The organism is Corynebacterium sp. ES2730-CONJ (assembly GCF_024834055.1).
GTDB lineage: Bacteria > Actinomycetota > Actinomycetes > Mycobacteriales > Mycobacteriaceae > Corynebacterium.
The window spans coordinates 12697-38041 of the sequence record NZ_JANUXZ010000008.1 but is presented as its reverse complement, the minus strand read 5'-3'; the positions used below and the strand labels follow the sequence as shown (position 1 = coordinate 38041).

The window sequence follows — 25345 nt, the reverse complement described above, 5'->3', positions numbered from 1 at the left end:
ATATAGTGGTAGTTATGCAAATGAGAAGACTGGCGTTCAGTGTGTGTGCTGCCACCGTACTCGGCCAATTATTCACCGCCCCCGCGGTCACCGCAGCGCCATGTGACTACACTCGCGTGCCGCAAGAAGGTGAACACTTTCAACCCCAGGGGAGTTCTTCCTTACCCTTCTTGTCGGGCTCGTCCTTATTTAGTTCCAGTCATGGAAGTAGTTCGCTTGATCAGGGGCGGCATCCTGGCCAAATGCCCATCCTCCAGGGTGCAACTCAATCCCTTCATCTACTGACTGGTCCAGGTTCCCCGCAGCGTACTCATTCTCGTTTTGGTATTTCGGGCACCGACTTAGGTATCGCGTGGTCCGGACCTGAAAATTACACCTATATGGCATTTGGCGACACCATGAGCTGCGATGGAGCTGATAATGGCTGGCGCTCGAATGTCCTGCTACGCACTGTAGATAAGGACTACTCGGATGGGTTAACCCTCGATGAGGCTTTGACTGCGGGTGGATGGTCGTCGTCGGGATTCGCCCGGGAAATTATCGGCTCGCTGAAGGTTCCGGGAATAGAGCACACCACCATCCCCACCGCGGGGATATATGTCAATGGTGCGCACTATATTGACTATATGTCGGTGCGTCGCTGGGGTGCTCCAGGGTATTGGGATACCAATTATGCGGCTACAGTGATGAGTGTCGATGGAGTAAATTGGTCACTCGTTCCCGAATCCATTCGTGTCAATGCAGATGCAGAGAACCTACCGAGTATCCCAGGGTTTAGCGCCTACAGACACGGGAATTCGCACCTTCAGATGAGCGCCTTCACTCACGATGACAACTATATCTACCGGATAAGCACTAAATCCGGTCGCGATGGGTCAGCTTATCTATCTCGTGCGGCTAAGTCGGAGTTCCCCGCCGAAAACGCTTTCGAATACTTCGACGGCTCGACGTGGACTGACGATCCGGCGGTGGAGCTTCCACTACTGGATGGAAGGGTTTCTGAACTTTCGGTGACCTTCCACGAAGGTTTAGGCCGATGGGTAGTACTCTACCTGGACGAGAACGGAATGGTGCTTCGTACCGCAGAAAAGATAACCGGCCCGTGGAGTTCGAAGCGCATGCTTATTAGTCGCGCAACAATCCCCGATATCTATGGTGGTTTTATCCTGCCCCATCAGAATTCAGGGACACTCGAATGGGTGGCGTCTACGTGGGGAGCATATAACGTACTGGTCATGCGCACGAAACTTGATGAAATATCTCTAAACGCCAGCGTTAAAAGCAACCACGACACCGAGGATAATCTCACCGTAGAAAAGGTTGTGGATCTATCCCCTGCCCTTGAGACTACTAGGGTTACAGGGCTTACAGAGCTTTCACTGATCCCGAAGTCTTTGGAGAATCCGAGAGACGTGCGCGGGAATGGCGTCGAGTGAGCCGTTATTATCGATGACAAAGTCGGCGACCTGTAGTCTCTCGGTGTCGCTGATCTGAGCAGCAATGCGAGCGTTAGCATCCTTCTCGCTCAGCCCGCGCAAGTGTACTAACCGCCTGAGCCGCTCGGTAGCACAGGTATCAACCACGATAACGGCATCGCAGTGACGGTGGTACCCCTTATCGACGAGGAGCGGTACATCCCAAATGACTATAGGATGCCCTGCCTTACGGTAGGACTCAAAGAGGGCCTCGGTGCGCTCTCGGATGCGAGGGTGGGTAATCGAGCTCAGTTGGGCGGTCTTCTCCGGGCTGCTAAAAGCGCGCTCCGCGAGTAATCCTCTATTGAGATGACCGTCATCTTTGATGATATCCCCGCCGAATGCGTCAGCTAGTTCGTTGAGGGCTGGCATTCCTGGCTCGACGATGTCGCGGGCAATGTGATCGGCGTCTATCACCGTAACTCCAAGAGATGCGAATTCTTTTGCAACAGTCGATTTACCGGAACCGATGCCACCAGTGAGCCCAATGATCTTCATGAAATTTATACTAGTGCATGTTAAATCCCCAGCGCCCGTGGAGAGTGCTGGGGATTTGAGGAAAAGAAGATACTACTTCTGAGTGCGAATTACTACGGTATTGGTATCCACGTTTTGTGGGGCCAAACCGCTCACGTCTGAGAATTTCGCGTGGTTGGTAACCAGTACTGGCGTCACCAAGTTATAGCCCTTTGAGCTGATGAATTCAGGATCGAAGGAAATCAGCGGGGTTCCAGCAGTTACATGCTGTTTACGCTCCACATGAATCTCGAATCCCTCGCCACCGAGTTGAACGGTGTCGATACCAACGTGAACAAGCAGCTCAATACCGTTGTCCAGACGCAGGCCTACGGCATGGCCTGACTTAGGAACGGAAATGACAGTTGCGTCAGCTGGAGCGTAAACGGTTGTACCCGTGGGAACAATCGCTACGCCTTTGCCAAGCTTTTCAGCAGCAAAGATGGGATCTGGAACTTCACTGAGGGTGATAGCTGCGCCGGCGAGGGGCGAAACCAGCTCAGTCAAAGCGCCCTCTTCGAGTGCGGTCTTAACCGGAGTGGCAACAGCGACTGCGCCACCGGAAGTAGCGGCTGCAGCAGGTGCAGCGGCTGGAGTAGCAGCAGGAGCAGGAGTCGCGACAGTCGGAGCTGCTTCAATCTCGGTCTCACGCTGACTAGCCAGGCTAGCAAGCACTTCGTCACGCTCTTCTTTGGTGCGGTAATCGAGGAAAATGACTAAGAACATGGAGGTGAAGAAAGCGACGGCAATACCGATTGCGTATCCACCAGCGGGGTCCATAGCGCCGATTGTGAGCAGCGAGGTGAAGACGAAAGCCTGAGCCTTGACATTGAAGATACCCATAACGACACCACCGGCGATACAACCCGGAATGAGGCGGAAATAGGTCTTACGGAAGCGCAACAGCACGCCGTAGAGCGAAGGCTCAGAGATACCGCCAAGAAGACCGGCCATCATTGCGCCAAGGGAAACCTGGCGCATGCCGTTGTTCTTTTCACGGATGGAGATGACCATAACGCCGGTAACAACTCCGAAGCAGGCGAAGTTCCATGCACCCATGGGGCCCTGGATGAAGTCGTAACCGAGGGTTGCAATATTTTGGATCATAATGGCGTTGAGCGGCCAGTGCAGACCCAATGGAACGAGGAATGGGTAGAGGCAAGGAACCAAAATAGCCAAGATGAATGGGCTGAAACCGTTTACCGCTGTCAAAACGCTGGTAATTCCGTTACCGATGAAAATACCGAAGGGGCCGAGCAAGAAGGCGGTAGCTGGGATCATGATGAGCAGGGAGATAAATGGTACAAAGACCATTTGCACCGCACTCGGGATGATTTTCTTAAGACCCTTCTCCACCCAGAACAGGCCAATTGCAGCCATAATCGGAGGGAAAACCTGACCGGAGTACTCGTTAATAACTAGTGGTAGACCAGCAAGATCTACGACGTCACCCTTGCTACCCATCGCCATGAAAGCGGGAGTGAGCAAAGCGGCGGGAATGGCGGCGCCCACCCACTCGTTTGCTCCCAGCTTACGCGCTGCGGTAGCACCGATCATGACGGGGAGGAAGTAGAAGACGGAAGTCCACATGGCGTGGAGTAGCTGATAGACCGGAGGCTGCTCTGCGACATCTTGGCGGAAATCTTGCCAGCCGAAGGTGTCAGCCAGCACGAGCATGGTGATAATCAGCGAGGCGCCAAGAAGAGCCCAGAGAATCGGGCGGAATGTATCAGAGAGGAACTCGAAGCAGTAGTCCACCCAGCTATATTTGCCTCTGACACCGTCGTATTGCTTCTTCGAAGACTCGGCGGCACTGTCTTTGGCTCCCATACCTGGAAGTTTCGTAAGCTCCTGGTAATAATTGGCAACATCGCCACCCATGACGACCTGGAGGCCATTGGAGCCCTGCGGTACAACACCGAGGACCTTAGGGTGAGAATCGAGAGCCTTCTGATCAGCTTTGGACTGATCATTGAGCTGGAAGCGGAGTCGGGTGGCACAGTGCGTCATCGAGGCGACGTTTTCCGCACCCCCGATCTTATCGAGGATAAACTCTGAGGCGGTCCCCAGGGTAGTTTTTTCAGCCATTTTCAGGCCTTTCGCTAGAGATTTACATTAAAAACGTAAAAGAGTAAGCACCTAGGACTCACTCTCTTCGATCCAACCGCCTGAGTCAGCAACGATGCTGCCACTCAATGATCTGGCTGAACCTTTCTTGGTTTGTTCCGACCAAAAATTTGGTTCACAGAACAATCCCTCCCAGTATATTGCATAGCCCAGCTCACATTCAAGAAAGCAAGCGGATTTTCTCACATGACTCAAAAATAAACCCACAGCAAAACCACAGCAAACCCACAATTTTGACCGCGAGATTCACCCCGTTTCCCACATCCCTTTCCCCCTCATGCCCAGCTATCCTGTTACTCTGTTAGCCCATGGCCTACTACTCAATCCGCATGCATGCCTCCAACCAAGGAACCCACATCTCCGGCGCCGAACGTCTCACGAACGCTTCCGCTAGAGACAAACCTAGCGATATTACCCAGATTGCAGCAGATTTAATAGAGCGCGCCCTCACTCATCCTAAGGCAGAGCCGGATAGCATCTCCTTGCGCGTCGAGAGACTAGACCAAGACCCACTGCGTGTCCCTCTACTTCCCTGCGTAGAGCTTCCCGCCGGCACCAGTATCGCAGAACTATTAACCAAAAATGGGCTTAGCACCTCCGCGGCAGAACTGGCGCAAGACTTGATTTTCTCAATTAAAGACATGCGTGGGGCCGCCTTGTTAGATGCTCGCCGACTCCGCCGCATAGAGCCCGATCGGCATCGCGGTATTCGAGTTAGCACCTTTGACTATGAGCACACTATCCACCGAGGATCAAAGAATCACCACGTCGAGGCTCGCATTTTGGCAACGAAAACCCTTAGTGCACCTGGGGTTGTGGCTGAACTTTGCATGAGTGACGATCCCGACTACACAACAGGTTATATAGCATTAGCAGGAACCTATTACCGAATTCCTAATATGAAGAAAAACGGTAGTGGTGGTCGAGTGATCATCGTGGATAGTACCCAATATAATTTCGACCTCGGGCGTACGATCGCTTATCTCGAAGACCAACCCGTCCTTGTCACGGGACACTTCCACGGTGGTCACGATGACTAGTCTGAACAGCGTCACCACATCCTGGAACCACCAATGGGAGGCAGCTGAGTTACAGCGAAGTCCCCGTCGGTTCGACACCGCCCCACAACCGCGCACAGTCCTCAATGGGCATCCCACACTTAGTTTTGCAAGCAGCGATTACTTGGGGCTCGCGTGCGATCCCCGCGTCATTGCGGCTGGACAAAAAGCCTCCAATTTATACGGTGCAGGTTCTGGTGGGTCTCGGCTAACATCCGGCGAAACGATTCATCGAATGCTAGAGAACCAACTAGCGGAGTTCTTCGGTTACTCCGACTGTATTTTTTTCGCTACCGGCTATCTGTGCAACTTGGGCGTCATTTCAGCACTAGCTGGTCCCGAGGTGACAGTGTTTTCCGACGCCTTCAACCACGCCTCGCTCATTGATGGTATTAAGCTCGCTAAAAGCTCTCAGCTCACAATCTACCCCCACCAGGATTTCGAATACCTCGCCCGCGCGTTGAGCCACCGCACGACTCCACACGCTCTTATCATCTCCGATGGTGTCTTCTCTATGTCGGGTTCGGTGGTGGATCTGCCCAGACTGGCGCAGCTAGCCGCCGACTACGATGCGTGGTTGCTCATCGACGATGCACATGGGGTAGGCACCGTGGGACGGACTGGACGGGGCGTCAGCGAGTGGGCCGGTATAAAGCCCGATATATTAATCGGAACTGCATCTAAAGCTTTGGGTGTGGAGGGGGGCTTTGCTCTCTGCAGCACTCCGGTGCGGGAATTCCTTTACAACCACTCTCGTAGCTTTGTTTATTCCACCGCTCCAACTCCAGCCACAGTTGGAAGCTGTAGCGAGGCTCTCCGAATTCTCGATACCGATCATCAACTCATCGCTCGTCTGCACGAGGTCATCGGATATTTTTATGCATCGATGAGAATGCAATCGCCCTCGGTCCCCCATCCCATTATCCCGGTTCCCATTGGCGATGAACGCCTAGCTATAACCATCGCTCGCAATCTCGAAGATGCCGGGATATATGCCCCCGCCATTCGATATCCCACTGTTGCCCGCGGGAAAGCATTACTCCGGTTGTGCCTTTCTGCTTTGCACACCGAAGCCGATATTGATCGACTGGTCGCCTCAATCGTCTGCAATAGCTAAACTATGTCACGCTCGTCTACTTTCAATAAGGATGAAGTTTTGATCACACATCCTCGTATAATGTCACTGTAAAAGCATGGGAGGTTACCCCCATTGGATTGGAGAAAAAACACCCTTCCCCTCGATTCGCAGAGCTTAGTGCACGAGCGATAAACAGACTTAGCCCTATTTGGACACAAATTCCCAATAGCGTTGACGAGAAGATGAGAGTTTAGGCGAAAGAGTTGTGCGCCTACCCCCATCAAGATCACTAAACCGCAGGTTGAATTATGTTTTTTTGCGTGCCACCATAGGTAACGTGCAATTACTTGTTGAAAATCAGCTCCTCGCTTTGATCACCATCATGGCCGTCGGATTACTCGTAGGGAAGATTCGGATCGGAAATTTTCGACTCGGCGTAGCTGCTGTGCTTTTCGTTGGTCTGGCCTTCGCTACCATTGAACCGCGCATCACCCTACCCCCCATTTTGTTCATTGTGGGTTTGAGCCTATTCGTCTATACCATCGGGCTCGAAGCCGGCCCAACATTTTTCGCATCGATGAAAACCATCGGGCTCAAAAACAATATGCTGGGCTTTAGCATGATCATTGTGCTGACCGGGATTTCATATATAGCTATCAAGCTTGCTGGAATCGATGCCGCTTCCGGAGCGGGACTATTTACCGGTGCTGGCACGAATACTCCTGCTATGGCTGCCATTGTGGATACCATGCCACAGCTTCTAGGTAACGAAAATAGTGACGTAGCAGAGCTTCCTGTCGTTGCGTACTCGCTTGCCTATCCCATTGGTGTGCTCGGTGTCATTCTCTCGATCGCACTCATGTCCAAAGTTTTTAAAATCAATCACGAGCAGGAAGCAAAAGACGCAGGCGTAGCTGTCACCCCTCTAGAGACTCGTCGATTCAAGGTCACCGAAGAGAACCTACCCCCCATCAATCAATGGCCCCATGCCTTCGAATTGGAGATTATAGTATCCCGAATCGAGCATAACGGTAAGTTCTACCTGCCAGAACCAGGCGATGAAGCCGAACTCGGCGACACGGTCTCGATAGTTGGCACAGCCATGGAGCTCGACAAGGTGGGCGCCTTCGTCGGTGAGCACGTCCCTGGCTCTCCCACTCACGGCGAGACTATTGACTACCGCAGAATCTTTGTGTCGTCCCCAGATATTGTTGGTATCCCTCTCCGCAAGCTACGTTCTCGTCTCCACGATATGTTGGTGACACAGGTGCGCCGAGGGGATATGGACACGGTGGCCACCCCAGATACCGTCCTGCAGTTAGGCGATCGAGTTCGCGTTGTGGCTCCTCGAGGTCGAATCGATCAAGCCACAAGGATCTTCGGCGATTCCTACAAATCCCTGTCCGATATTAACCTTCTTCCCCTGGTTACGGGCCTCGGATTCGGTGTACTGCTAGGCATGGTGGCACTTCCTCTTGTTGGTGGCGCTGAACTTAAGCTCGGCTCCGCGGGCGGCCCCCTCATCGTGGCATTACTTCTCGGCTATATCGAGCGCACCGGTCCTGTAGTGTGGCAAGTACCTTATGGCGCTAATTTGGCCTTGCGTCAATTCGGTATCACACTCTTCCTTGCTGGAATTGGTACCACCGCCGGTGCTGGTTTCGGAGAAGCCCTGAAAGATCCAGAATCTCTAAAGATTATTTTTGTTGGCGCTATAGGCACGATTGCCATGAGTTTGTGCACCCTGATTGTGGGCTATAAATTACTCAAAATTCCATTCGGTCAAGTAGCTGGCATCCTCGCAGGTATGCAGACCCACCCTGCAATTTTATCCTATGTTTCGGACCATACCCGCAACGAGTTGCCCTCTATTGGCTACACGACGGTATACCCGATGGCTATGGTCACGAAGATCCTCTGTGCCCAGCTACTCGCGTTTGCTCTTGTCCTCACTTAACGCCTGATCCAAGACGGAAAAGCTCGCTTCACCTTAACAGGAGGCGAGCTTTTTTTGAGTTTGAACCCCCAATCGCAGAGAGCCCGACCATCCTCTAGATGGCCCCTTGCTGCCATAACTATAGATCTATACTGTAGCTCTTTACCGGTATCTTGGCTTTGGTGAAAGGGTAACGTATGAACGACTAGAGTCCACTACTAAAACCCTAGGTCTCAAAGCGCCACGGTATTCACGGTGCCCGCGATGAGATCAGCTCCTCGGGCCGGAACCTGCAGCGCGCCGAGGGGTTGAAATTTTGTAAGATACTCAACTTTGACCTCATCAACGTATCAACAAACTCGAGTAATCCTCTCACAGGTGACTCTACAATTCTTAGCAATGGGAAAAAGGAAAATTAAGTTACCTTCCCCATCGGCATGGTCGACGAAACGGCGAAAGCAACCACCAACAGAATAAATTGGCCCATTAAGTGACTGATGGGGTGCTTTACCTAAACCAGATATGAACGTCGCTTTAGCAGCTCGACAGCAGCCTAATTAACGCGCAAGTGACTATCCGTTGAATTGTCTAGGAGGGCGAATACCTGAGCAGCCGACTTAAGTTCATAGCGGAAAATAAAGAAAACCCCATTCACCTGATCATTCAGGTGAATGGGGATTACGCACAGCGAGCTTTAGCTGCCAGCGAGCTTCTCGCGCAAAGCGGCAAGTTGCTCATCAGAAGCAAGTGAGCCACCGGTTTCCGCTGCTACTTCCGCTGCTTCGGCCGGAGCTGCCTGGTCAGACTGGGAAGAGTAGTTTCCACCTTCGGACTCACCCGCTGCGGCAGCCTCAGCGGCTGCGGCACGGTTCCGCTCGATTTGCTGGGTGTGAAGCTGGAAGCGACGCTCAGACTCGGCGTAACGAGCCTCCCACTCCTGACGCTGAGCATCGAAGCCCTCGAGCCATTCATTAGTCTCAGGATCGAAGCCTTCAGGGAAGATATAATTGCCCTGCTCGTCATAGGAGTCGGCCATACCGTACTTCGAGGGATCGAATTCCTCGGTGTAGTCCTCATCAGCCTGCTTGAGGGAGAGGGAGATGCGACGACGCTCGAGATCGATGTCGATGACCTTAACCATTGCCTCTTCGTTGACGTTGACAACCTGGTCTGGTACCTCGACGTGACGCTGAGCCAGCTCGGAGATATGTACGAGACCCTCGATACCCTCTTCGACGCGGACGAAAGCACCGAATGGAACGAGCTTGGTAACCTTGCCGGGAACAATCTGGCCGACAGCGTGGGTGCGTGCGAAGACGCGCCATGGATCTTCCTGGGTTGCCTTGAGCGAGAGCGATACGCGCTCGCGGTCAAGATCAACGTCGAGCACCTCTACGGTTACTTCGTCACCAACGGTGACGACCTCGGATGGGTGATCGATATGCTTCCAGGAGAGCTCGGATACGTGAACGAGGCCGTCAACACCGCCGAGATCGACGAAAGCGCCGAAGTTGACGATGGAAGACACGTGACCCTTGCGTACCTGGCCCTTTTGCAGCTGGTGCAGGAACTCCGAGCGAACCTCAGACTGGGTCTGCTCAAGCCATGCACGGCGGGAAAGAACAACGTTATTACGCTGCTTATCGAGCTCGATGATCTTTGCTTCGATCTGCTGACCGATATAAGGGTCGAGTTCACGCACGCGGCGCATTTCAACGAGAGAAGCTGGCAGGAAGCCGCGCAGTCCAATATCAAGGATGAGGCCGCCCTTGACAACCTCGATAACGGTACCGGTAACGGCCTCGTCTTTTTCCTTGAGTTCTTCGATGGCGCCCCATGCTCGCTCGTACTGAGCGCGCTTCTTGGACAGGATCAGACGACCTTCTTTATCCTCTTTAGTGAGAACTAGGGCGTCGATCTCGTCGCCAACCTCGACTACTTCGCCGGGGTCGACATCGTGCTTGATGGACAGCTCGCGTACCGGAATGACACCTTCGGTCTTGTATCCGATATCGAGCAAAACCTCATCGTGGTCAACCTTAACCACGGTACCTTCGACGATGTCTCCATCGTTAAAATATTTGATGGTGGCGTCGATGGCTGCGAGGAAATCCTCAGGAGAGCCGATGTCGTTGACAGCGACCTGAGGTACGTTCTTGGAGGTCATAAGTTAAAAGTGCTCCGAAATATGTAGGAATCGATGATGGACAGTTCATGTCTCTTGAATTGCATCTAAAGAGAGCGATTCAATCTCGCCGCATCCCGTCTTACTTCCCTACATAAGCAAGATGGCGATACGAACATAGACACGCGTGGCCAAGGATACGCCATTTTCCCAGCTAAAGCAAATAGAATGGGTCGCTGTGTTTGCCGATAAAACTCCAACCCCAATAGCCTCATTGGCCAATCAAAAATATTGGGACCTCGATGCCACGCAGTACCACAGAAGTCACGCTGAATATCTGTCATCCTTTTACTGGTGCCCTGAGATGCTTCACGAGCAAGAGGCCCAGTTGCTGGGTGATCTCTCCCAGCATACTGTCCTCGAACTAGGCTGCGGCTCGGCTCCCTGTTCCCAGTGGTTGAAGGTGCGCTTCCCCCACGCATTCGTGGTGGGCTTCGACATTTCATCGTCCATGCTCAAGTATGCAGCGACCTCGTTGCCTCTAGTACAGGCTGATGCCACAGCTCTCCCCTTTGCCCAAGAAACATTCGATTGTGTCTTCTCGGTTTTTGGCGCCATTCCTTTCGTGGAAGATCTCACCGAGTTATTTGGTTCAATCTATAATTTGCTCACCCCCGGTGGACGTTTTGTTTATTCCACGAACCATCCCATGCGATGGGTTTTTCTCGACGATCCAGGCGAAGCAGGACTCATGGCAGTCACATCGTACTTTGAGAAGGACTACGTGGAATATTCCGCTGACGATACTTGCCCTGACTATGTGGAATTTCAGCACACCTTGGCCGACCACATCAACGCCTTAGCCACCAGTGGTTTTCACATCGACGCCTTCGTCGAACCCGAATGGCCGGATTCTTTGGAAACAACGTGGGGCCAATGGTCTCCTCTCCGCGGCAAAATTTTCCCAGGTACTATGATCATTCAGGCTCACCGCCCTCTATAAGGCCACCACTAGAAACTTTAGTGGGCAGCCTCTTCCCAGTTAGCTCCATGTCCGGCTGATACTTCCAGGGGAACCGAGAGCGATATGGCTCGGTCCATCTCGGCTTCCACAATCTTGGTAACCATGTCGAGTTCCCCGGGAGCTACCTCTACCACCAACTCGTCGTGGACTTGGAGGAGCACCCGAGATTGCGTTTTCTCCAAATGCCGGTCGACGCGCAACATAGCAACTTTAATGATATCGGCAGCGCTTCCTTGGATGGGCGCATTCAAAGCCGCACGTTCGGCGTTTTCCCGAGCAACCCGATTTGTGGAACTCAACTCTGGTAAATAACGCCGGCGCCCGAAGAGGGTAGCTGTGTATCCACTGCGTCGAGCTTGTTCGACGATATCATCAAGATAACGTTTAACTCCACCAAAGCGCTCGAAGTAGTTTTCCATGATTCCCTTGGCCTCACCTGGGGTGATTCCCAGCTGTTGTGATAGGCCGAAGGCCGAGAGCCCGTAGACCAGCCCGTAGGACATGGCCTTGACGCGGCGGCGCAACTCCGCCGTCACTTCAGAAACGGGGACATCAAATACTTTTGATCCCACGTAATTATGAAGATCCTCACCACGTTGATACGCCTCAATAAGGCCAACATCTTGCGAAAGATGCGCCATCACTCGCATTTCAATCTGGGAATAATCGGCAGTCAAGAGCGTGTCGTACCCTGGCCCAGGAGTGAAGGCGGAGCGGATTTTGCGCCCGGCTGCAGTTCGCACTGGGATATTCTGCAGGTTAGGTTCCGTGGAGGATAGTCTGCCCGTGGACGTCACAGTTTGGTTAAAGGTGGTGTGAATACGCCCATCCTCGCCGATAGCTTTAATCAGACCCTCTAGAGTGGTCTTCATTTTCTGATATTCGCGGTGTGCTAAAAGATGATCAAGGAAGGGATGCGGATATTTGACAGCAAGCGCTTCAATCTCTTTAGCTGCTGTGGAGTAGCCTGTCTTGGTTTTTTTAGTTTTGGGAAGTCCCAGAGTTTCAAAAAGGACAACCTGCAGCTGTTTCGGTGAGGTCAGGAGGAGCGTCGGGTCACCCGCGAGCTCACGTGCTGCCTCTTCCTCCCTGGCCACTTGGTCTTTGAAGTCTGCCAGCTGTTCCTCTAACACAGCTCGATCCACCGCAATTCCGGCATCCTCCATCACAGCGAGTGACTGGATAAGAGGAATCTCTAAGTCGCTATAAAGCTCGAAGGAGTCCATTTCTTGCAATTCCTTGGTCAAGGATTCAGCTAGCGAGATAATTGCCCGAACAGAGTCCTTAAGGATGCGATGGTTATCCTCGTCGATCAAGCTCAATTGACCCCCGTTATCGGCACCGAGTTGTCCCTGAAGATGCCGCTGATAAACATCCTCGAGAGAGTAGGTTCGCTGGCCGGGGCGCAATATATAGGCAGCCACAGCAGTATCATGGCGGATCCCCGATAAAGTGAACCCGCGTCCCTTTAACATGTGGTAGCACGCTTTGGCCTCATGCATAATCTTGGGGGCGTCGCTGGAGAAGAATTTAGCCAGCGCCTTCTCCTCCTCGGGGCTCAGATCTGCAAAGTCACCCACGATAACATGGTTCTTGCTATCGAGGAGTGCATAGGCATAGGCGTCGCCGCTCGCCGGTGTTCCTCTCCCTTGAATATAGACCGCCGTTCCCGCAGCTAGGTCACGGCTAGGATCTTCTAACCAATGATGGACAGGTTGACTGTCTTCGATGAGTTCTCTTTCGTCGCGGGCCGATTCCTGAGTCTGAGGTTGCTCCCCTAAACCTAGGGCTTCAAAAATGCGTTCGCGAAGATTTTTACCAAATTCGAGATCTGAAAATTTATCCAGAACCGCCGTAATATCGACCGTTCCCCGCTGGAGCTGCTCCGGGGACAATTCTAAGGGAAGATCTTTGACCATCTCGGTGAGCGTGCGATTCATACGCACTTGATCAATGCGCTCGCGGAGATTGTTGCCTACTACTCCCCCAATTTCTTCAGCATGCGCAAGCAAGTTGTCTAGATTACCGTAGTGGGTAATCCACTTGGTTGCGGTTTTCTCTCCCACTTTTGGAATCGAGGGGAGATTATCCGATGGGTCGCCCCGAAGAGCTGCGAAGTCCGGGTATTGCTCAGGACTCAGACCATACTTTTCCTGCACAGCTTCAGGGGTAAAGCGGTGCATAACCGAAACCCCCTTCATGGGATACAGCACCGTGGTGGAATCGTTCACCAACTGGAAAGAATCGCGATCTCCAGTAACTATAAGAGTAGTAAAACCAAGGGGTTGAGCGGCGGTAGCCAATGTGGCAATCACATCATCGGCCTCATAATGGTCTTTTTCGATGGTTTTCAGGCCAAGGACTTCAAGCACGTCCTTGATTAGCGAAATTTGCCCTTTGAACTCCTCAGGGGTGGGCGCACGCTGTGCCTTGTAATCTGGGAACAGTTCACTGCGAAAAGTAGGAGCCTCGAGGTCAAAGGCCACCGCGATATGAGAGGGTTCTTCTTCGCGTACTAATCCTGCAAGCATAGAAAGGAAACCGTAGACAGCATTGGTGTGCTGACCTCCAGACGTGGAGAATTTATCGCTCGGAAGCGCGTAGAAAGCACGGAAAGCCATAGAATGACCGTCAATGAGCATAAGGCGGCGTGGGGCGTCGATTTTGTTGTTCTCCATCTCAGTCACGAAAGACCAGTCTAGTCGATCGCGGGAATAGTCGGGGATGGGTAGGATGACGTTGGGATTTCCAGAAATCTAGAAAATAGGTTAATATTTCCCCGTGCGCCCCTGTAGCCCAATTGGCAGAGGCAACGGATTCAAAACCCGTCCAGTGTGAGTTCGAGTCTCACCAGGGGCACGATAGTCACCGCCACGGAGTATTTTTACACGTGGCGGTTTTGCTATCACATTATAAAAAATCTGATACTCATATAAACAGTAAGGCGCTCAATGGACCACTCAACTCAGGGGATCCGCTCCTCAAACCCTGTTTCACATCTTGTTCATGTTGTCATTGGTGCTCTCATTGGACTTGCCGAGATGGTTCCGGGCGTCTCCGGTGGCACAATTGCGCTCATCAGTGGTATTTACGAGCGCGCGATTAACAACGCCGACGCGCTGCTGAACGTGGCGAAATCGCTCGTTCGCGATCGTTCGAACCTTGCGGCTGCGGTGAGGAAAGTCGAGTGGCTCTTCCTCGCTGCGGTGGCTGTGGGAATGCTAGGTACTGTCTTTGCGCTTTCTGGAGTGGTTCATTCCTTTGTGGAGAATTCTCCCCAGACTGCCCACGCCCTTTTTCTCGGTATGGTTGCTGTCTCACTGGTCGTCCCGATCAAGCAGACCAACAAGCAGGACTTAAAAGCCAAGTTGATCCCTGCGCTTTCGCTCCTCGTTGCAACCGCTATAGGTATGTTTTTCCTCACCGGATTCACCTCGGCCGAGAAATCTGATCCATCACTACTGATCATATTTGGGGCTGCTGCTATTGCTATCTGCGCGCTTGTATTACCTGGAGTATCCGGATCCTTCATTCTCCTAGCGATCGGTCTATATGAGCCAGTTATTGGCGCAGTGAGCGAACGCAACCTCACGGTCCTCTTGGTCTTTGTCGCGGGGGCGCTCACGGGGCTGTCGTTGTTTATCAAAGTGTTAAATTATCTGCTCAATAACCATCACTCTCTCACCATGATGGCGATGGCGGGGCTGATGTTGGGTTCGTTACGTGCACTATGGCCGTGGACTGGCGATTCGGGAGAGCTTCTCGCACCGAGTGGCAATACTGGCTGGTTGCTGTCCATGATGGCGCTCGGTGGCGCCATTGCTGGTGCCGTGATGATCCTCGAACGCTTTAATACCCAGGGATCGAAGAACTAACAAGGTTTCCGAATAGCGAAGTAGTTACCCGCGTGTGTGCCGAGTGTGTCTGGTTGGACTAGTAGCGCGGGTACGATTATCGCTTGCACCTTCGCGCGGTTTGAGGTCACAAGTAACTGGGTGCGGGTGGAGAGACCTGAACCAGGCTGTTCTCAGCCCCCTTTGTGAAGTATTGGTGGCGAGCATCATTCCCGTAATCAAATGCATACTTTCCGCATATTTTGTGAATTGTATGCATATATTCGATAACTGCCTCGCAGGGCTGACTCCGCAAAGGTTGGTCAGGCACCCCCAAACCTCCGGTATAACCACTGCTTGGAGACATTTTATTGTCTCCTGTCGATTACGGGGGTAAGACGTCCACCGTAAAGGGTATGAAAAATTTATTCAGTGTGATAAATTTATTTCCATGACTTCAACGATGAAACACCAATCGATCTACCGCTCGGCAGCGAGCATAGTCACCGTCGGTTTACTCCTCAGCGGTTGCGTTACAAACACGGAAGGTAATACCGCCGCCATTGATGGTGAATCCCCGTCCTCCGCTGCCAGTAACGGTCTTCCCTCTGGTTGGAAGGAAATTACTCCTGACACCGTTGACGCTATAGCCGCTCTCGTTCCATCAGACATCGCTGAGGATGGCAAGATCAGCATTGGCACCAACCCACCCTTCGCCCCCGCTGAATTTAAAGATTCCGATGGTAAGATCATCGGCTTTGATATCGATCTTGCTCGTGCGGCCGCTTCCGTGCTGGGCTTGGAACTGGAAGTTAAGGACCTCGACTTCTCATTGATCCTGCCCCAAATCGACGGTGGCTCCGTAGAATTCGGGGCTTCCGGCTTTACCGATAACGAGGAGCGGAGGGCTAACTTCGACTTCGTCGATTATTTCAATGCCGGTATCCAGTGGGCCGCAGCTCCCGGCTCAGGCGTCGATCCCGATGAGGCGTGTGGCCTGACTGTGGCCGTTCAACGGGCCTCAGTCTCCGAGACGGTAGATGTAGCCGAACGCTCGGCAGCATGTGAAGCAGCTGGCAAACCAGCAATCAAAACCTTATCTTTCGACAGCTCCGATGCCGCCGCTAATGCTGCCATCCTTGGGCGTGCCGATGCATTCTCGGGCGACTCCCCCACGGTCGCGTGGGCTGTTGAACGCTCTGAGGATAGACTCGAACTAGTTGGAGATATCTTCGCCGTTGCCAACTATGGTTGGCCCGTTAAAAAGGGCTCAGAATTAGCCCCCGCTCTCGCAGCCGCCCTCCAGCACCTCATCGACAACGGCGACTACGAAGAGATTTTAGCTCAGTGGGGCATGAAGAATGGCCTCGTTGAAGCCGCTGCTATCAATGGTCAGCCCATCAACTAGCCAACCATCCTCTGATATCCCACCCACTCCCTTGGCACCGCATGAGCAACCGAGGGAGTCTAAACATTCGAAAGATTCTTGTTATGAGCACCCCACGAGGCCCCAAACCCATTGAGGCTAAATCACTCCACCACCCAGGACGGTGGGTTACGGCCACCATCTTGCTGAGCATTGTCGCTCTTTTTATTTATTCATGTAGCCAAAATGAAGCCTTCGGGTGGGACACTTATTTTCAGTACCTTTTCGATACTCGTATTGCCGAAGCGGCTCTGCACACTATTGCGCTCACAGTGCTAGCCATGCTTATTGGCGTTGTCCTCGGTCAGATCCTCGCCATCCTAAGGATGTCGCCCAATCCCGTGTTGAGCGCCATCGCATGGTCTTATTTATGGATCTTTAGAGGCACCCCAGTCTATGTACAACTGGTGTTCTGGGGTCTAGCTGGCAATATTTTCAAAGTACTCAACCTGGGGATAGCTGAGATCGACCTCGAAAGCGCACTGAGAAATACGTTCTTCCTCGCCGTCCTAGGACTCGGTCTGAACGAGGCGGCCTATATGGCAGAAATCGTGCGCTCCGGGATTCAGGCTGTGCCCCCTGGACAAATCGAAGCATCAAAGGCCCTCGGTATGAGTTGGTGGACCACTATTCGCCGCACAATCTTGCCGCAGGCACGCCGTATCATCTTGCCTCCCACAGGCAATGAGTTCATTTCCCTGCTCAAGACCACGTCGCTCGTCGTCGCGATTCCTTATTCAATGGAGTTATACGGGCGGGCCATGGATATTGCGAACGCTCTTTTTGACCCGATTCCTTTGCTTCTTGTTGCGGCAACGTGGTACCTCGTTATCACCTCGTTGCTGATGGTGGGCCAACACTACCTAGAGATTTACTACGATCGTGGGGCAACCAAGGAGTTGACAGCTCGCCAACTCAGCGCCCTAGCCGATGCAGAGGGAACGCTTCCGAAAAATATCAATATTGTTCCCGAGACCCCTAAGCGGAAATAAGAGAAGGTACTCAAAGATGAATACACCCATGATTGAGGCTCAACAGGTCTGTAAGTCTTTCTCCGGCCTCAAAGTCCTCAAAGGTATCGACCTTATAGTTCCGAAGGGCTCAGTAACGTGTTTGATCGGACCGAGCGGTTCCGGTAAGTCCACCTTCTTGCGCTGCGTCAACCACTTGGAGAAAGTCACCGCGGGTCGCCTCTACGTCGACGGAACTTTAATCGGCTACCGCGAGAAGAATGGCGTACTCTACGAAATTTCCGAGAAAGAGGCGGCTCGTCAGCGCTCCGATATCGGTATGGTTTTCCAAAACTTCAACCTATTTCCGCATCGCACCGCGCTGGAGAATATCACTGAAGCTCCGATTTATGTAAAGAAAATGGATTCTGACAAAGCAAATGAGCGCGCCAGGGAACTCCTTGCCCAGGTGGGACTAGCGCACAAAGCGGATGCTTTTCCGGCTCAGCTATCTGGTGGCCAACAGCAGCGGGTCGCTATTGCCCGCGCGGTGGCGATGGATCCCAAGTTGATGCTATTTGATGAGCCTACCTCTGCTCTCGACCCTGAACTGGTTGGGGAGGTTCTCCGCGTAATGCGTGATTTGGCTGAACAGGGAATGACTATGCTTGTTGTCACTCATGAGATGGGTTTCGCTCGGGAGGTATCCGATCAGGTGGTTTTCATGGATGGTGGCGTAGTTGTTGAATCTGGCCGTCCGGAGGAGGTCCTGGATAATCCTCAGCACGCACGTACCCAGGAATTCCTTTCCAGTATCTTGACCTAGTCGAGGGGCTTGTTGTACTTTTCCTTGATGGCTTTCTCAACGTGCGGAGGTAACACTTCTTTGATATCTCCGCCAAACCGAATCACTTCTTTGCACAGAGTCGAGGACACGTGACCGTATTTGGGATCTGTCATAAAAAACACGGTGTCCACCCCGGAGAGATTGCGGTTCATCTGCGCCATCGGCACCTCGTACTCGTAGTCGAGGGAGGATCGTAGGCCCTTGACGATGACTGAAATATCGTGTGCGCTGGTGTAATCGACCAAAAGATCTGCCCACCAATCCACCACGATATTGGGTACATCGCTAAGACTACGCTCGATGAGATCGATACGTTCCCTCACGCTAAACAGTCCATTTTGCTTATTCGGATTCGCAGTCACCAGGACCGTTAATTCGTCAAATTGGGCCGCAGCGCGACGGAAGATATCAATATGTCCCATCGTCACCGGGTCAAAGGACCCAGGGGCAACCGCTCTGCGCATATGCTTATTCATCGCCATTACCCGTCCGCTAATTCGGAATCAAAAACAGCCATATCCATACGCGCTATACCGAAGGTACGCTTCTTTAATTTTTGGGTGGTTGGGGTAAAACCTGCGGGCCATGCAGTTTGAGGAGAGTCACGGTGGCGTTCGACCACCACAGCGGCACCATCTACAAGCAGGGGTTTAAGCGCCGTGAGCATCTCGATGACGGCAACATCCTCGAGCTCATAGGGGGGATCTGCCAGCACCATGTCAAAATAGTGATGAGGCGCCATCGCTAAATAGCTAGACACGGCCCTTTGTTCAATGCTCACACCAGGATGGCCTACCACTGCAGCGTTCTCTTTGATGATCGCACAGGCACTGGCCTGGGACTCGACCAATACCACCTCGCTAGCCCCCCGAGAGGCCGCTTCTAGGCCGAGCGCTCCTGAACCTGCAAAGAGGTCGAGAACGCGCGAATCTTGAAAGCCGAAGCGTACTTGAAGAGAAGAGAATAAGCCTTCACGGGCCCTGTCTGAGGTAGGCCGGGTCCCCTGCTCGGGAACTTTGATCTTGCGGCCGCGAGCTTGTCCAGCAATAATTCGCGTTTTGCCCATCTACTAGCCCTCCTCAGCAATCACGAGCAGCGGGTCTCCGCCTAGGACGTCCTCGAAATCATTGAAGCACAATTCGCTAACAATCCCAGGACCTGGTGCCACGATCGATGTCTCGAGTTTCACGGCCTCGACGATGGCTAATTCCGCGCCGGTTTCAACGCGGTCGCCTACTGCTACTGTGTAGCGGACGATTCCTAGGAATGGGGCGCAGATTTTCATGGGCTTTAGTTTATCATTGCGCTGCATTTTAACTCTTTTCGAGATAGTCCCGATCGTGCTCTGTGTAGCGGGATGTCAGAAGCTGGGCGAGGCGGGGGTTCTCCTCCACAAGATCACGCGCGCGAGCGTTAGCATGCTCGATGAGATGTGCATGGTGTAACAGATCGAGGTAGCGAACTGCGCGTCTCGTCCCCGACTGGGCGCTGCCCAGAACATCGCCTTCACGACGCATGCTCAGGTCTAGGTCGGCTACCTCAAAACCATCGGTCGTTTCACTGAGTTGTTTAATGCGCATAAAACTAGCACTCTCCTGCTCAGCTTCGGTGACGAAAAAACAGTGTGAGGCATTGCCACCACGCCCAACCCGCCCTCGCAGTTGATGCAACTGAGAGGCGCCGAAGTGGTCTGCCTCCAACACGATCATAACGGTAGCATTAGCAACATCGATACCTACCTCAATGACCGTTGTGGACACCAGAGCATCTATATCGCCTTGCGCGAAGCGCTTCATAATGTCATCTTTATCGCGTGGTGCGAGAGAGCCGTAGAGACATTCCACTGTGAAATCGCTCAGTTGATGAGAGCTGAGTTGGGCGTGGGTTTCTAGCACCCCACCCTCCTTGTGCACTCGGGGGCACACCACATAAACCTGATGCCCCGATGCTATTTGTTCGCGAACCACCTCCCACATCCTCTTGGTCCAGGCCTCTAGCCACGTTGGTACGCAAAAGCTCTTGATTGGTTTTCTCCCCTGGGGTAGTTCTCTTAGTACCGAACTACTGAGATCGCCGAAGTGCGTCATCGCCACGGTCCGTGGGATGGGTGTCGCTGTCATAACAAGCAGATGGGGCGTTAGGCCGTTTTTTCCCTTGCTACGCAGGGCGTCACGCTGTTCCACACCGAACCGGTGCTGCTCGTCAACGACGCAAAACCCAAGGTCAAAGAATTCGACGGATTCTTGAATGAGGGCGTGGGTTCCCACAACGATATCTGCTTGCCCCGAGACGCAGTCAAGCAACGCTTGCCGACGCTGTGCGATTGGCATACCCGAGCTCAATACGGTGACCGCAATATCATCCAGCCCCGCAAGATCTAGAAGATCCTTAAGGCTGCGTGCGTGTTGGTGAGCTAAAACTTCCGTTGGCGCCAAAAGCGCACACTGCTTGCCGTTGTCGATTGCCTGCAGCATGGCAACCAGGCTCACCACGGTTTTACCTGAGCCCACTTCACCTTGGAGCAGACGTTGCATCGGGTGCTCGAGGGTGAGATCAGCGGCTATGTCGGCTATGACTGATCGTTGTCCGTCAGTAAGAGCATACGGAAGGCTAACGATGAGTTGCGCAGCGGAGGCATTGGGAATGTGCTCGAGGCGAGGAGCTAGCCGAGCGCGAGATTCTTGGCGTCGGGTGGCCATGACGGTAGCCAGGGCTAGAGCCTCATCGAAGGCAAAACGATCACGATAATAGCTAGGTTTCGTTTGTGGATCCTGGTGCAATCCCCTAATAGCTGCGTCGAGGCTGGGGAATCCGGGAGGGATATAGGCAGCTAGGGGATCTGATATGTGGGGAGTGCGCCTGAGGACTTCAGCAATTGCGGCAGCAATGCGCCACGTGGGAAGATTTTTCGTTGCTGGATAGATCGGAATGGTCTCAAGATGCGCTATATAGCGACTACAGTCACCCTCGTCATCATAAACCGTATCGGAGTCTGGATCGCTGGTTAATGCGGCTTTATCCAAGATGACATAGTCGGGGTGCTGCAACTGGGCTTCGCCGCGAAAATATTTCAGTTTCCCTGTAAAAAGTGCTACCACGCCTTCGTGCAGGACTTTTTGTAACCATCGCACCCTGAAAAACACGGCCGTGATCTGTCGTTGCCCATCGTAAATAGTGGCAGTAAGGACAAAGGTGCGCCCTGTATCATTAACGGAAACCGACTGGATCACCCCGATACAGGTCACGATATCGCCCTCGGTAAGACTATCCATACTCATCGGCGAATGGCGAGTTGCAAAGCTGCGTGGCAAGTGTCCGAGGAGTTCGTTGGCAGTGGAATAACCCAAATGCTTTTTGATGGCGCGAGCCTCTTTCGCGGGTAAGAGCGAATTCAAGGGGCGGGTGTCAGTCCAACTAATGGGCATCGCAACTGTCCTATTCAGCGCCAATTTCGGCGAGTGACCCGAAGTCGCTCCCAATATAAAGAGTCAATTCCAGGGGCAAGGTGGCCTTCGGGCGTTTCGGTAAGGCGGCGAGAATACTCTCGTGATCTATATGCGCGGCCATGGAGGCATCGATCAGCACCGTCAATTGTTCAGTGTTATCGCGGATGAGTATGCGGCAGCAGGATATGATCGCGTCAAGGAATGTATCGGAGATGCTCCGGATATCGCGGGAAGCTACGCCTAAATAGTCACCTTTTGCGCACGCACCCACAGATGTCAGACGCGCCTTATCGGCCTGTCTGACCCGCATATACTCCATGGCGTTGATCGCTTCTGCCATGGCGTATCCATCGACCGCGAGTGGCTGAGCGGGATCATGGACGGCAACTGCCGCAAGCCCTCGCACCACGGCGCCGGTAGGCACAATCAGCAGGGTTTGCTCGAAAGCGTAGCCTGCGCGCTCAACGGCGCTCAACTGGGCTTTTTCCAAGAATCCGTTGGGCAGTAGAATAATCTCATCAGCCTGCGTAGCTCGTGCAGCTGACACTACGGTGTAGACGATATCGGCACTTGAGTCGACCGCGACGACCTGTACCCCCGAACGCTCGTATAGCTTCGCTAATTCACCTGGCGGAGTAATCGCGAGAATGACGCGCGAGCTTAGCGCAGGGGTAGAGATATCCGGCAGGGCCTCCAGACGCAGCTGCGAGACCCCGCCCAGCGCAAAAGCGAGCTCGATGACCTTACCTGCATGATGCGAATGTATGTGCACACGGTGAGCATCCCCTGCGTTATCGAGACTGGCAATGACCACGCTATCACCAAGCGGTTCCAGGTTGTCACGGATAACCTGAGGGTGACAGCCCCGAAGCATAAACATAACTTCCAAATAACTACTAGTCATGTCTTCGTGCGGGCTGGAAGCTGGTAGGTCGTGCGAAGGCATGCGCTGCGGGTTAAGAATTTCCGCCAGCCCCTCGGGCTGTCCAAAATTCCCTCGAGGCACCGGTTTTCTCGCGGGCGCTTCCTCCACGCGCTGTGCGCCAGCAAGTTGAGCGAGGGTGTCCACTCCCACCTGATATTCGGAAATCTCAGTCTCTTTGTGTCGCGGCTTACGAGAGCTGGCAACTATCCAACATAGCGACTCGAGGATCACGATTAATCCCTGCCCCCCTGCATCAACGACACCTGCGTCGCGAAGCGCTTGCAGTTGCGATGGCGTCCGTTCAAGAGCGCGGCGCGCAGCTTGTGTGGCTGCTGTGACAATAGCCATAAGATCGTGGTCATCGGTTTGATTTGCAGCTACCGACGCAGCGCGCAACACCGTAATCACTGTGCCCTCTACCGGTTGAGCGATTGCTCCCATCGCAAAGGTATATCCAGCTTCAAGTGCCTTTTTTATGTGGGGGCCCGACACGCCTTCGTCTCGAGCGTATTGGGCGATTCCACGGAGAACTTGACTGAGGACCAAGCCCGAGTTGCCCCGTGCTCCAAGTGTTGCGCCTCGAGCTAGGGCTGCGCTAACAAGTGCGATATCGTGTTGGTCCTCGCCGTCGAGGCGGTCCACCTCGGTGAGTGCGGCTAGCATGGTGTGAGCCATATTAGAGCCGGTGTCTGCATCGGGGACGGGGAAGACATTGAGTGCGTTGATCTCCTCGCGACGGATTTCCAATTCACTCGCGGCGCGCCGCACCCAGCCCGTGAGGGCCATGGCATCAAGGCTCAATAATTGTGACATAGAGTTTTCATTCTACAACTGCCACTCAACGGGGGGCAGTTTGTGGTCGCGCAAATATTCATTTGCCCGAGAAAACGGCCGAGAGCCAAAAAATCCCCGGCGCGCCGATAGCGGTGAGGGATGTGGTGAAGAGATAACCATACTATCCGGATGCCCAGCAAAGTGGGGGCTAAGTTTCTGGGCTTCGCGGCCCCAGAGGATGGCCACAAGTGGCTGCTGGCGGTTGATGAGAGTATCCACGATATGCGCAGTGATGTGTTCCCAGCCTTTATTGCGATGGGATCCGGCTCCGTTGGCCTCGGCCCGCACTGTCAACACCGTGTTCAGCAGCATAACGCCCTGCTGCTGCCAGGCACTGAGGTCTCCGGTTGTTGGTTGGGGGATGGAGAGATCGTCGCTGAGTTCGCGAAAGATATTGCTGAGACTTCGAGCTGGTGGCCAGATCTCTGGGGCTATGCTGAAAGCCAGCCCTTGTGCGTGCCCTGGAGTGGGATAGGGGTCTTGTCCAATAATGAGGACATTGGTGCTAGCGAGTGGAGTTTGTAGTGCCCGCCAGCGTAGATGCGCTGGCGGCGCGATGGGAATTCCTGCTTCCTCTTCGCGCTGCAGGAACTCCCCCATGGCATTGATGAGCGGAGCTATTTCGCGTAGCGGCTCACGCCAGCTGGGGTGGATGTTTATTTCTTCAAAATAGGTCACGTTTCCCCCTTGTGTTAAAAGCTTCCCCATCCTTCCTGGTAGCGCGGAGGTGCTGAATCAACCGTGACGAGGCCCTGGGGGTGATGGCTCAGCACGGTACCAATGGCGCGGAAGCCAGTAGGAGCGGGACCGAAGGTGGTGCCAATGAGGGTGTGGTCTTCGCCGCCGCTGAGGACAAATTTCCACGGGTCTTCCTCGAGAATCTCGCAGGCGCGCATAATATCTTCAGTGGGGCCAATAGCCTGGGAGTCCAGATTGATTGCAACCTTCGATTTCGCCGCGATGGCGTGGATATCGCGCACGAGTCCGTCGGAGTTATCTGTCATGGCGCTCACCCCCGCCGAGCGAGCAACGTAGCCGCGTCCTGGGGGCATGATGGTGGAGCAATGGGCACGGAGCAGGGATTCGAATTCTGGCAGAGCTGCTTCGCGTCCGAGACGAGCAAGCAGGGCATGACCGGTGGCGGATTCACCGATTCCTCCAGAAGCGACCACGATTTGTCCAGGGCGGGCGTTGCGGAGATGGAGCGGTTCGAGTGGTCCTCCGAGTTGACCGATAGCGGTTACTGAGATCACGATATACTCACCGTCGGTCATATCTCCGCCGATGAGTTCAGCGCCGTAATCACTGATACGTTCGTTGATGCCGCGGGCTAATTCGGAAACGAATTGCAGTCGGGTAAACCCGGGTGCTGACAGCGACAGAAGAGCTGCTACGGGGCGAGCACCCATGGCCTCGACGTCGGCAAAATTCTGGGTTATAGCCTTGCGTCCGATTTCAGCTGGATTGGACCATTCTTTGGTGAAGTGCCGTTCCTCAACCAACATATCGGTGGTGACCACCATCCTCGAGTTGGGGGCGCCGTAATCAAGTACTGCGGCGTCGTCCCCATTACGGGTGCTGGGAGCAGTGCGCAGAATGGTGTCGATGACGGCTTTCTCGCCGACTTCCGAGAGGGTGGGGTTTTTAGGGTCTTTTCCGTCTTCCATTGTTCTCTCTTGGTTGAAAAGGCTAGTGGTCTGTTATCGGGTGCTCTATAGAGGTTAACCCCGAAGGTACTGTTGTTC

At 53.5% G+C, this 25345-nt stretch carries 20 protein-coding genes and 1 tRNA gene; 10 read left to right on the top strand and 11 right to left on the bottom strand.

All coding sequences use genetic code 11. The annotated features are described in order from the left end of the window. Positions 1–14: 14 nt before the first annotated feature. Positions 15–1436 (top strand): DUF4185 domain-containing protein, encoded by a 1422-nt coding sequence (locus NXS13_RS09105; RefSeq protein ID WP_259080306.1) that lies wholly within the window; start codon positions 15–17, stop codon positions 1434–1436. On the opposite strand, the gene coaE is transcribed toward NXS13_RS09105, so the two are convergent. Then, positions 1377–1973: a dephospho-CoA kinase gene (coaE, locus tag NXS13_RS09100; protein WP_259080305.1), complete on the bottom strand. Its 597-nt coding sequence runs from the start codon at positions 1971–1973 to the stop codon at positions 1377–1379. The two genes, NXS13_RS09105 and coaE, sit on opposite strands and share 60 nt — an antisense overlap. 72 nt (positions 1974–2045) lie before the next feature. After that, positions 2046–4079, bottom strand: coding sequence for a glucose PTS transporter subunit IIA (locus NXS13_RS09095; protein WP_259158782.1), 2034 nt, complete (start codon positions 4077–4079; stop codon positions 2046–2048). 347 nt (positions 4080–4426) lie between these two features. On the opposite strand from NXS13_RS09095, the gene NXS13_RS09090 reads away from it, so the two are divergent. The 3 genes from NXS13_RS09090 to NXS13_RS09080 all read left to right on the top strand — a co-directional run bounded on the left by NXS13_RS09090 (position 4427) and on the right by NXS13_RS09080 (position 8211). Further along, positions 4427–5158: a 6-carboxyhexanoate--CoA ligase gene (locus tag NXS13_RS09090; RefSeq protein WP_259080302.1), complete on the top strand. Its 732-nt coding sequence runs from the start codon at positions 4427–4429 to the stop codon at positions 5156–5158. Further along, positions 5151–6293, top strand: a complete 1143-nt coding sequence (locus NXS13_RS09085) for an 8-amino-7-oxononanoate synthase (protein ID WP_259080301.1) — start codon at positions 5151–5153, stop codon at positions 6291–6293. The genes NXS13_RS09090 and NXS13_RS09085 overlap by 8 nt, the downstream gene beginning before the upstream one ends. Positions 6294–6591: 298 nt before the next feature. Then, positions 6592–8211: an aspartate:alanine exchanger family transporter gene (locus NXS13_RS09080; RefSeq protein ID WP_259080300.1), complete on the top strand. Its 1620-nt coding sequence runs from the start codon at positions 6592–6594 to the stop codon at positions 8209–8211. A gap of 673 nt (positions 8212–8884) precedes the next feature. Here the strand turns inward: NXS13_RS09080 and rpsA are convergent. Beyond that, complete coding sequence (gene rpsA / locus NXS13_RS09075; protein WP_259080299.1) at positions 8885–10357, bottom strand: 30S ribosomal protein S1; 1473 nt, start codon at positions 10355–10357, stop codon at positions 8885–8887. Between the two features lie 196 nt (positions 10358–10553). Between rpsA and NXS13_RS09070 the strand changes: the two genes are divergently transcribed. Then, positions 10554–11318, top strand: a complete 765-nt coding sequence (locus NXS13_RS09070; RefSeq protein ID WP_259080298.1) for a class I SAM-dependent methyltransferase — start codon at positions 10554–10556, stop codon at positions 11316–11318. A gap of 17 nt (positions 11319–11335) precedes the next feature. Here the strand turns inward: NXS13_RS09070 and polA are convergent, their stop codons facing one another. Then, positions 11336–14017: a DNA polymerase I gene (gene polA / locus NXS13_RS09065; protein ID WP_396124775.1), complete on the bottom strand. Its 2682-nt coding sequence runs from the start codon at positions 14015–14017 to the stop codon at positions 11336–11338. 107 nt (positions 14018–14124) lie between these two features. Between polA and NXS13_RS09060 the strand changes: the two genes are divergently transcribed. From NXS13_RS09060 to NXS13_RS09040, 5 genes are all read left to right on the top strand, one after another. After that, positions 14125–14198 (top strand) — tRNA-Leu (locus NXS13_RS09060). 92 nt (positions 14199–14290) lie between these two features. Continuing rightward, positions 14291–15214: a DUF368 domain-containing protein gene (locus NXS13_RS09055; RefSeq protein ID WP_259080296.1), complete on the top strand. Its 924-nt coding sequence runs from the start codon at positions 14291–14293 to the stop codon at positions 15212–15214. A 409-nt stretch (positions 15215–15623) separates the two neighbouring features. Further along, on the top strand, positions 15624–16580 hold the full coding sequence (locus tag NXS13_RS09050) for an ABC transporter substrate-binding protein (RefSeq protein ID WP_259080294.1): 957 nt from the start codon (positions 15624–15626) through the stop codon (positions 16578–16580). Between the two features lie 83 nt (positions 16581–16663). Further along, positions 16664–17590 (top strand): amino acid ABC transporter permease, encoded by a 927-nt coding sequence (locus NXS13_RS09045; RefSeq protein ID WP_259080293.1) that lies wholly within the window; start codon positions 16664–16666, stop codon positions 17588–17590. 16 nt (positions 17591–17606) lie between these two features. Beyond that, positions 17607–18374 (top strand): amino acid ABC transporter ATP-binding protein, encoded by a 768-nt coding sequence (locus tag NXS13_RS09040; RefSeq protein ID WP_310470506.1) that lies wholly within the window; start codon positions 17607–17609, stop codon positions 18372–18374. On the opposite strand, the gene coaD is transcribed toward NXS13_RS09040, so the two are convergent. Genes coaD through NXS13_RS09005 form a run of 7 tightly spaced genes read right to left on the bottom strand, consistent with a single transcriptional unit; the run spans position 18371 to position 25267 of the window. Continuing rightward, positions 18371–18859 carry a pantetheine-phosphate adenylyltransferase gene (gene coaD / locus NXS13_RS09035; RefSeq protein WP_259080326.1) on the bottom strand — a complete coding sequence of 163 codons (489 nt, stop codon included), beginning with the start codon at positions 18857–18859 and terminating at the stop codon, positions 18371–18373. The two genes, NXS13_RS09040 and coaD, sit on opposite strands and share 4 nt — an antisense overlap. A 17-nt stretch (positions 18860–18876) precedes the next feature. Further along, positions 18877–19461: a 16S rRNA (guanine(966)-N(2))-methyltransferase RsmD gene (gene rsmD / locus NXS13_RS09030; RefSeq protein WP_259080292.1), complete on the bottom strand. Its 585-nt coding sequence runs from the start codon at positions 19459–19461 to the stop codon at positions 18877–18879. Between the two features lie 3 nt (positions 19462–19464). Then, entirely contained in the window at positions 19465–19680 is a 216-nt protein-coding gene (locus NXS13_RS09025; RefSeq protein ID WP_259080291.1) for an acetyl-CoA carboxylase biotin carboxyl carrier protein subunit, read from the bottom strand. Positions 19681–19708: 28 nt separating this feature from the next. Next, complete coding sequence (locus tag NXS13_RS09020) at positions 19709–21820, bottom strand: ATP-dependent DNA helicase RecG (protein ID WP_263088563.1); 2112 nt, start codon at positions 21818–21820, stop codon at positions 19709–19711. 10 nt (positions 21821–21830) lie between these two features. Further along, positions 21831–23579, bottom strand: coding sequence for a DAK2 domain-containing protein (locus tag NXS13_RS09015; protein ID WP_259080284.1), 1749 nt, complete (start codon positions 23577–23579; stop codon positions 21831–21833). Positions 23580–23591: 12 nt separating this feature from the next. Further along, on the bottom strand, positions 23592–24308 hold the full coding sequence (locus NXS13_RS09010; RefSeq protein WP_259080280.1) for a uracil-DNA glycosylase: 717 nt from the start codon (positions 24306–24308) through the stop codon (positions 23592–23594). Further along, positions 24293–25267: a thiamine-phosphate kinase gene (locus tag NXS13_RS09005; RefSeq protein WP_259080279.1), complete on the bottom strand. Its 975-nt coding sequence runs from the start codon at positions 25265–25267 to the stop codon at positions 24293–24295. The genes NXS13_RS09010 and NXS13_RS09005 overlap by 16 nt, the downstream gene beginning before the upstream one ends. Positions 25268–25345 lie beyond the last annotated feature (78 nt).

What these genes read in the sequence shown, in the direction of transcription:
- NXS13_RS09105 (WP_259080306.1), top strand. Translation starts at nt 15, where the DNA reads ATGCAAATGAGAAGACTGGCGTTCAGTGTGTGTGCTGCCACCGTACTC.
- coaE (WP_259080305.1), bottom strand. Translation starts at nt 1,973, where the DNA reads ATGAAGATCATTGGGCTCACTGGTGGCATCGGTTCCGGTAAATCGACT.
- NXS13_RS09095 (WP_259158782.1), bottom strand. Translation starts at nt 4,079, where the DNA reads ATGGCTGAAAAAACTACCCTGGGGACCGCCTCAGAGTTTATCCTCGAT.
- NXS13_RS09090 (WP_259080302.1), top strand. Translation starts at nt 4,427, where the DNA reads ATGGCCTACTACTCAATCCGCATGCATGCCTCCAACCAAGGAACCCAC.
- NXS13_RS09085 (WP_259080301.1), top strand. Translation starts at nt 5,151, where the DNA reads ATGACTAGTCTGAACAGCGTCACCACATCCTGGAACCACCAATGGGAG.
- rpsA (WP_259080299.1), bottom strand. Translation starts at nt 10,357, where the DNA reads ATGACCTCCAAGAACGTACCTCAGGTCGCTGTCAACGACATCGGCTCT.
- polA (WP_396124775.1), bottom strand. Translation starts at nt 14,017, where the DNA reads ATGGAGAACAACAAAATCGACGCCCCACGCCGCCTTATGCTCATTGAC.
- NXS13_RS09055 (WP_259080296.1), top strand. Translation starts at nt 14,291, where the DNA reads ATGGACCACTCAACTCAGGGGATCCGCTCCTCAAACCCTGTTTCACAT.
- NXS13_RS09050 (WP_259080294.1), top strand. Translation starts at nt 15,624, where the DNA reads ATGACTTCAACGATGAAACACCAATCGATCTACCGCTCGGCAGCGAGC.
- NXS13_RS09045 (WP_259080293.1), top strand. Translation starts at nt 16,664, where the DNA reads ATGAGCACCCCACGAGGCCCCAAACCCATTGAGGCTAAATCACTCCAC.
- NXS13_RS09040 (WP_310470506.1), top strand. Translation starts at nt 17,607, where the DNA reads ATGAATACACCCATGATTGAGGCTCAACAGGTCTGTAAGTCTTTCTCC.
- coaD (WP_259080326.1), bottom strand. Translation starts at nt 18,859, where the DNA reads ATGCGCAGAGCGGTTGCCCCTGGGTCCTTTGACCCGGTGACGATGGGA.
- rsmD (WP_259080292.1), bottom strand. Translation starts at nt 19,461, where the DNA reads ATGGGCAAAACGCGAATTATTGCTGGACAAGCTCGCGGCCGCAAGATC.
- NXS13_RS09025 (WP_259080291.1), bottom strand. Translation starts at nt 19,680, where the DNA reads ATGAAAATCTGCGCCCCATTCCTAGGAATCGTCCGCTACACAGTAGCA.
- NXS13_RS09020 (WP_263088563.1), bottom strand. Translation starts at nt 21,820, where the DNA reads ATGCCCATTAGTTGGACTGACACCCGCCCCTTGAATTCGCTCTTACCC.
- NXS13_RS09015 (WP_259080284.1), bottom strand. Translation starts at nt 23,579, where the DNA reads ATGTCACAATTATTGAGCCTTGATGCCATGGCCCTCACGGGCTGGGTG.
- NXS13_RS09010 (WP_259080280.1), bottom strand. Translation starts at nt 24,308, where the DNA reads ATGGGGAAGCTTTTAACACAAGGGGGAAACGTGACCTATTTTGAAGAA.
- NXS13_RS09005 (WP_259080279.1), bottom strand. Translation starts at nt 25,267, where the DNA reads ATGGAAGACGGAAAAGACCCTAAAAACCCCACCCTCTCGGAAGTCGGC.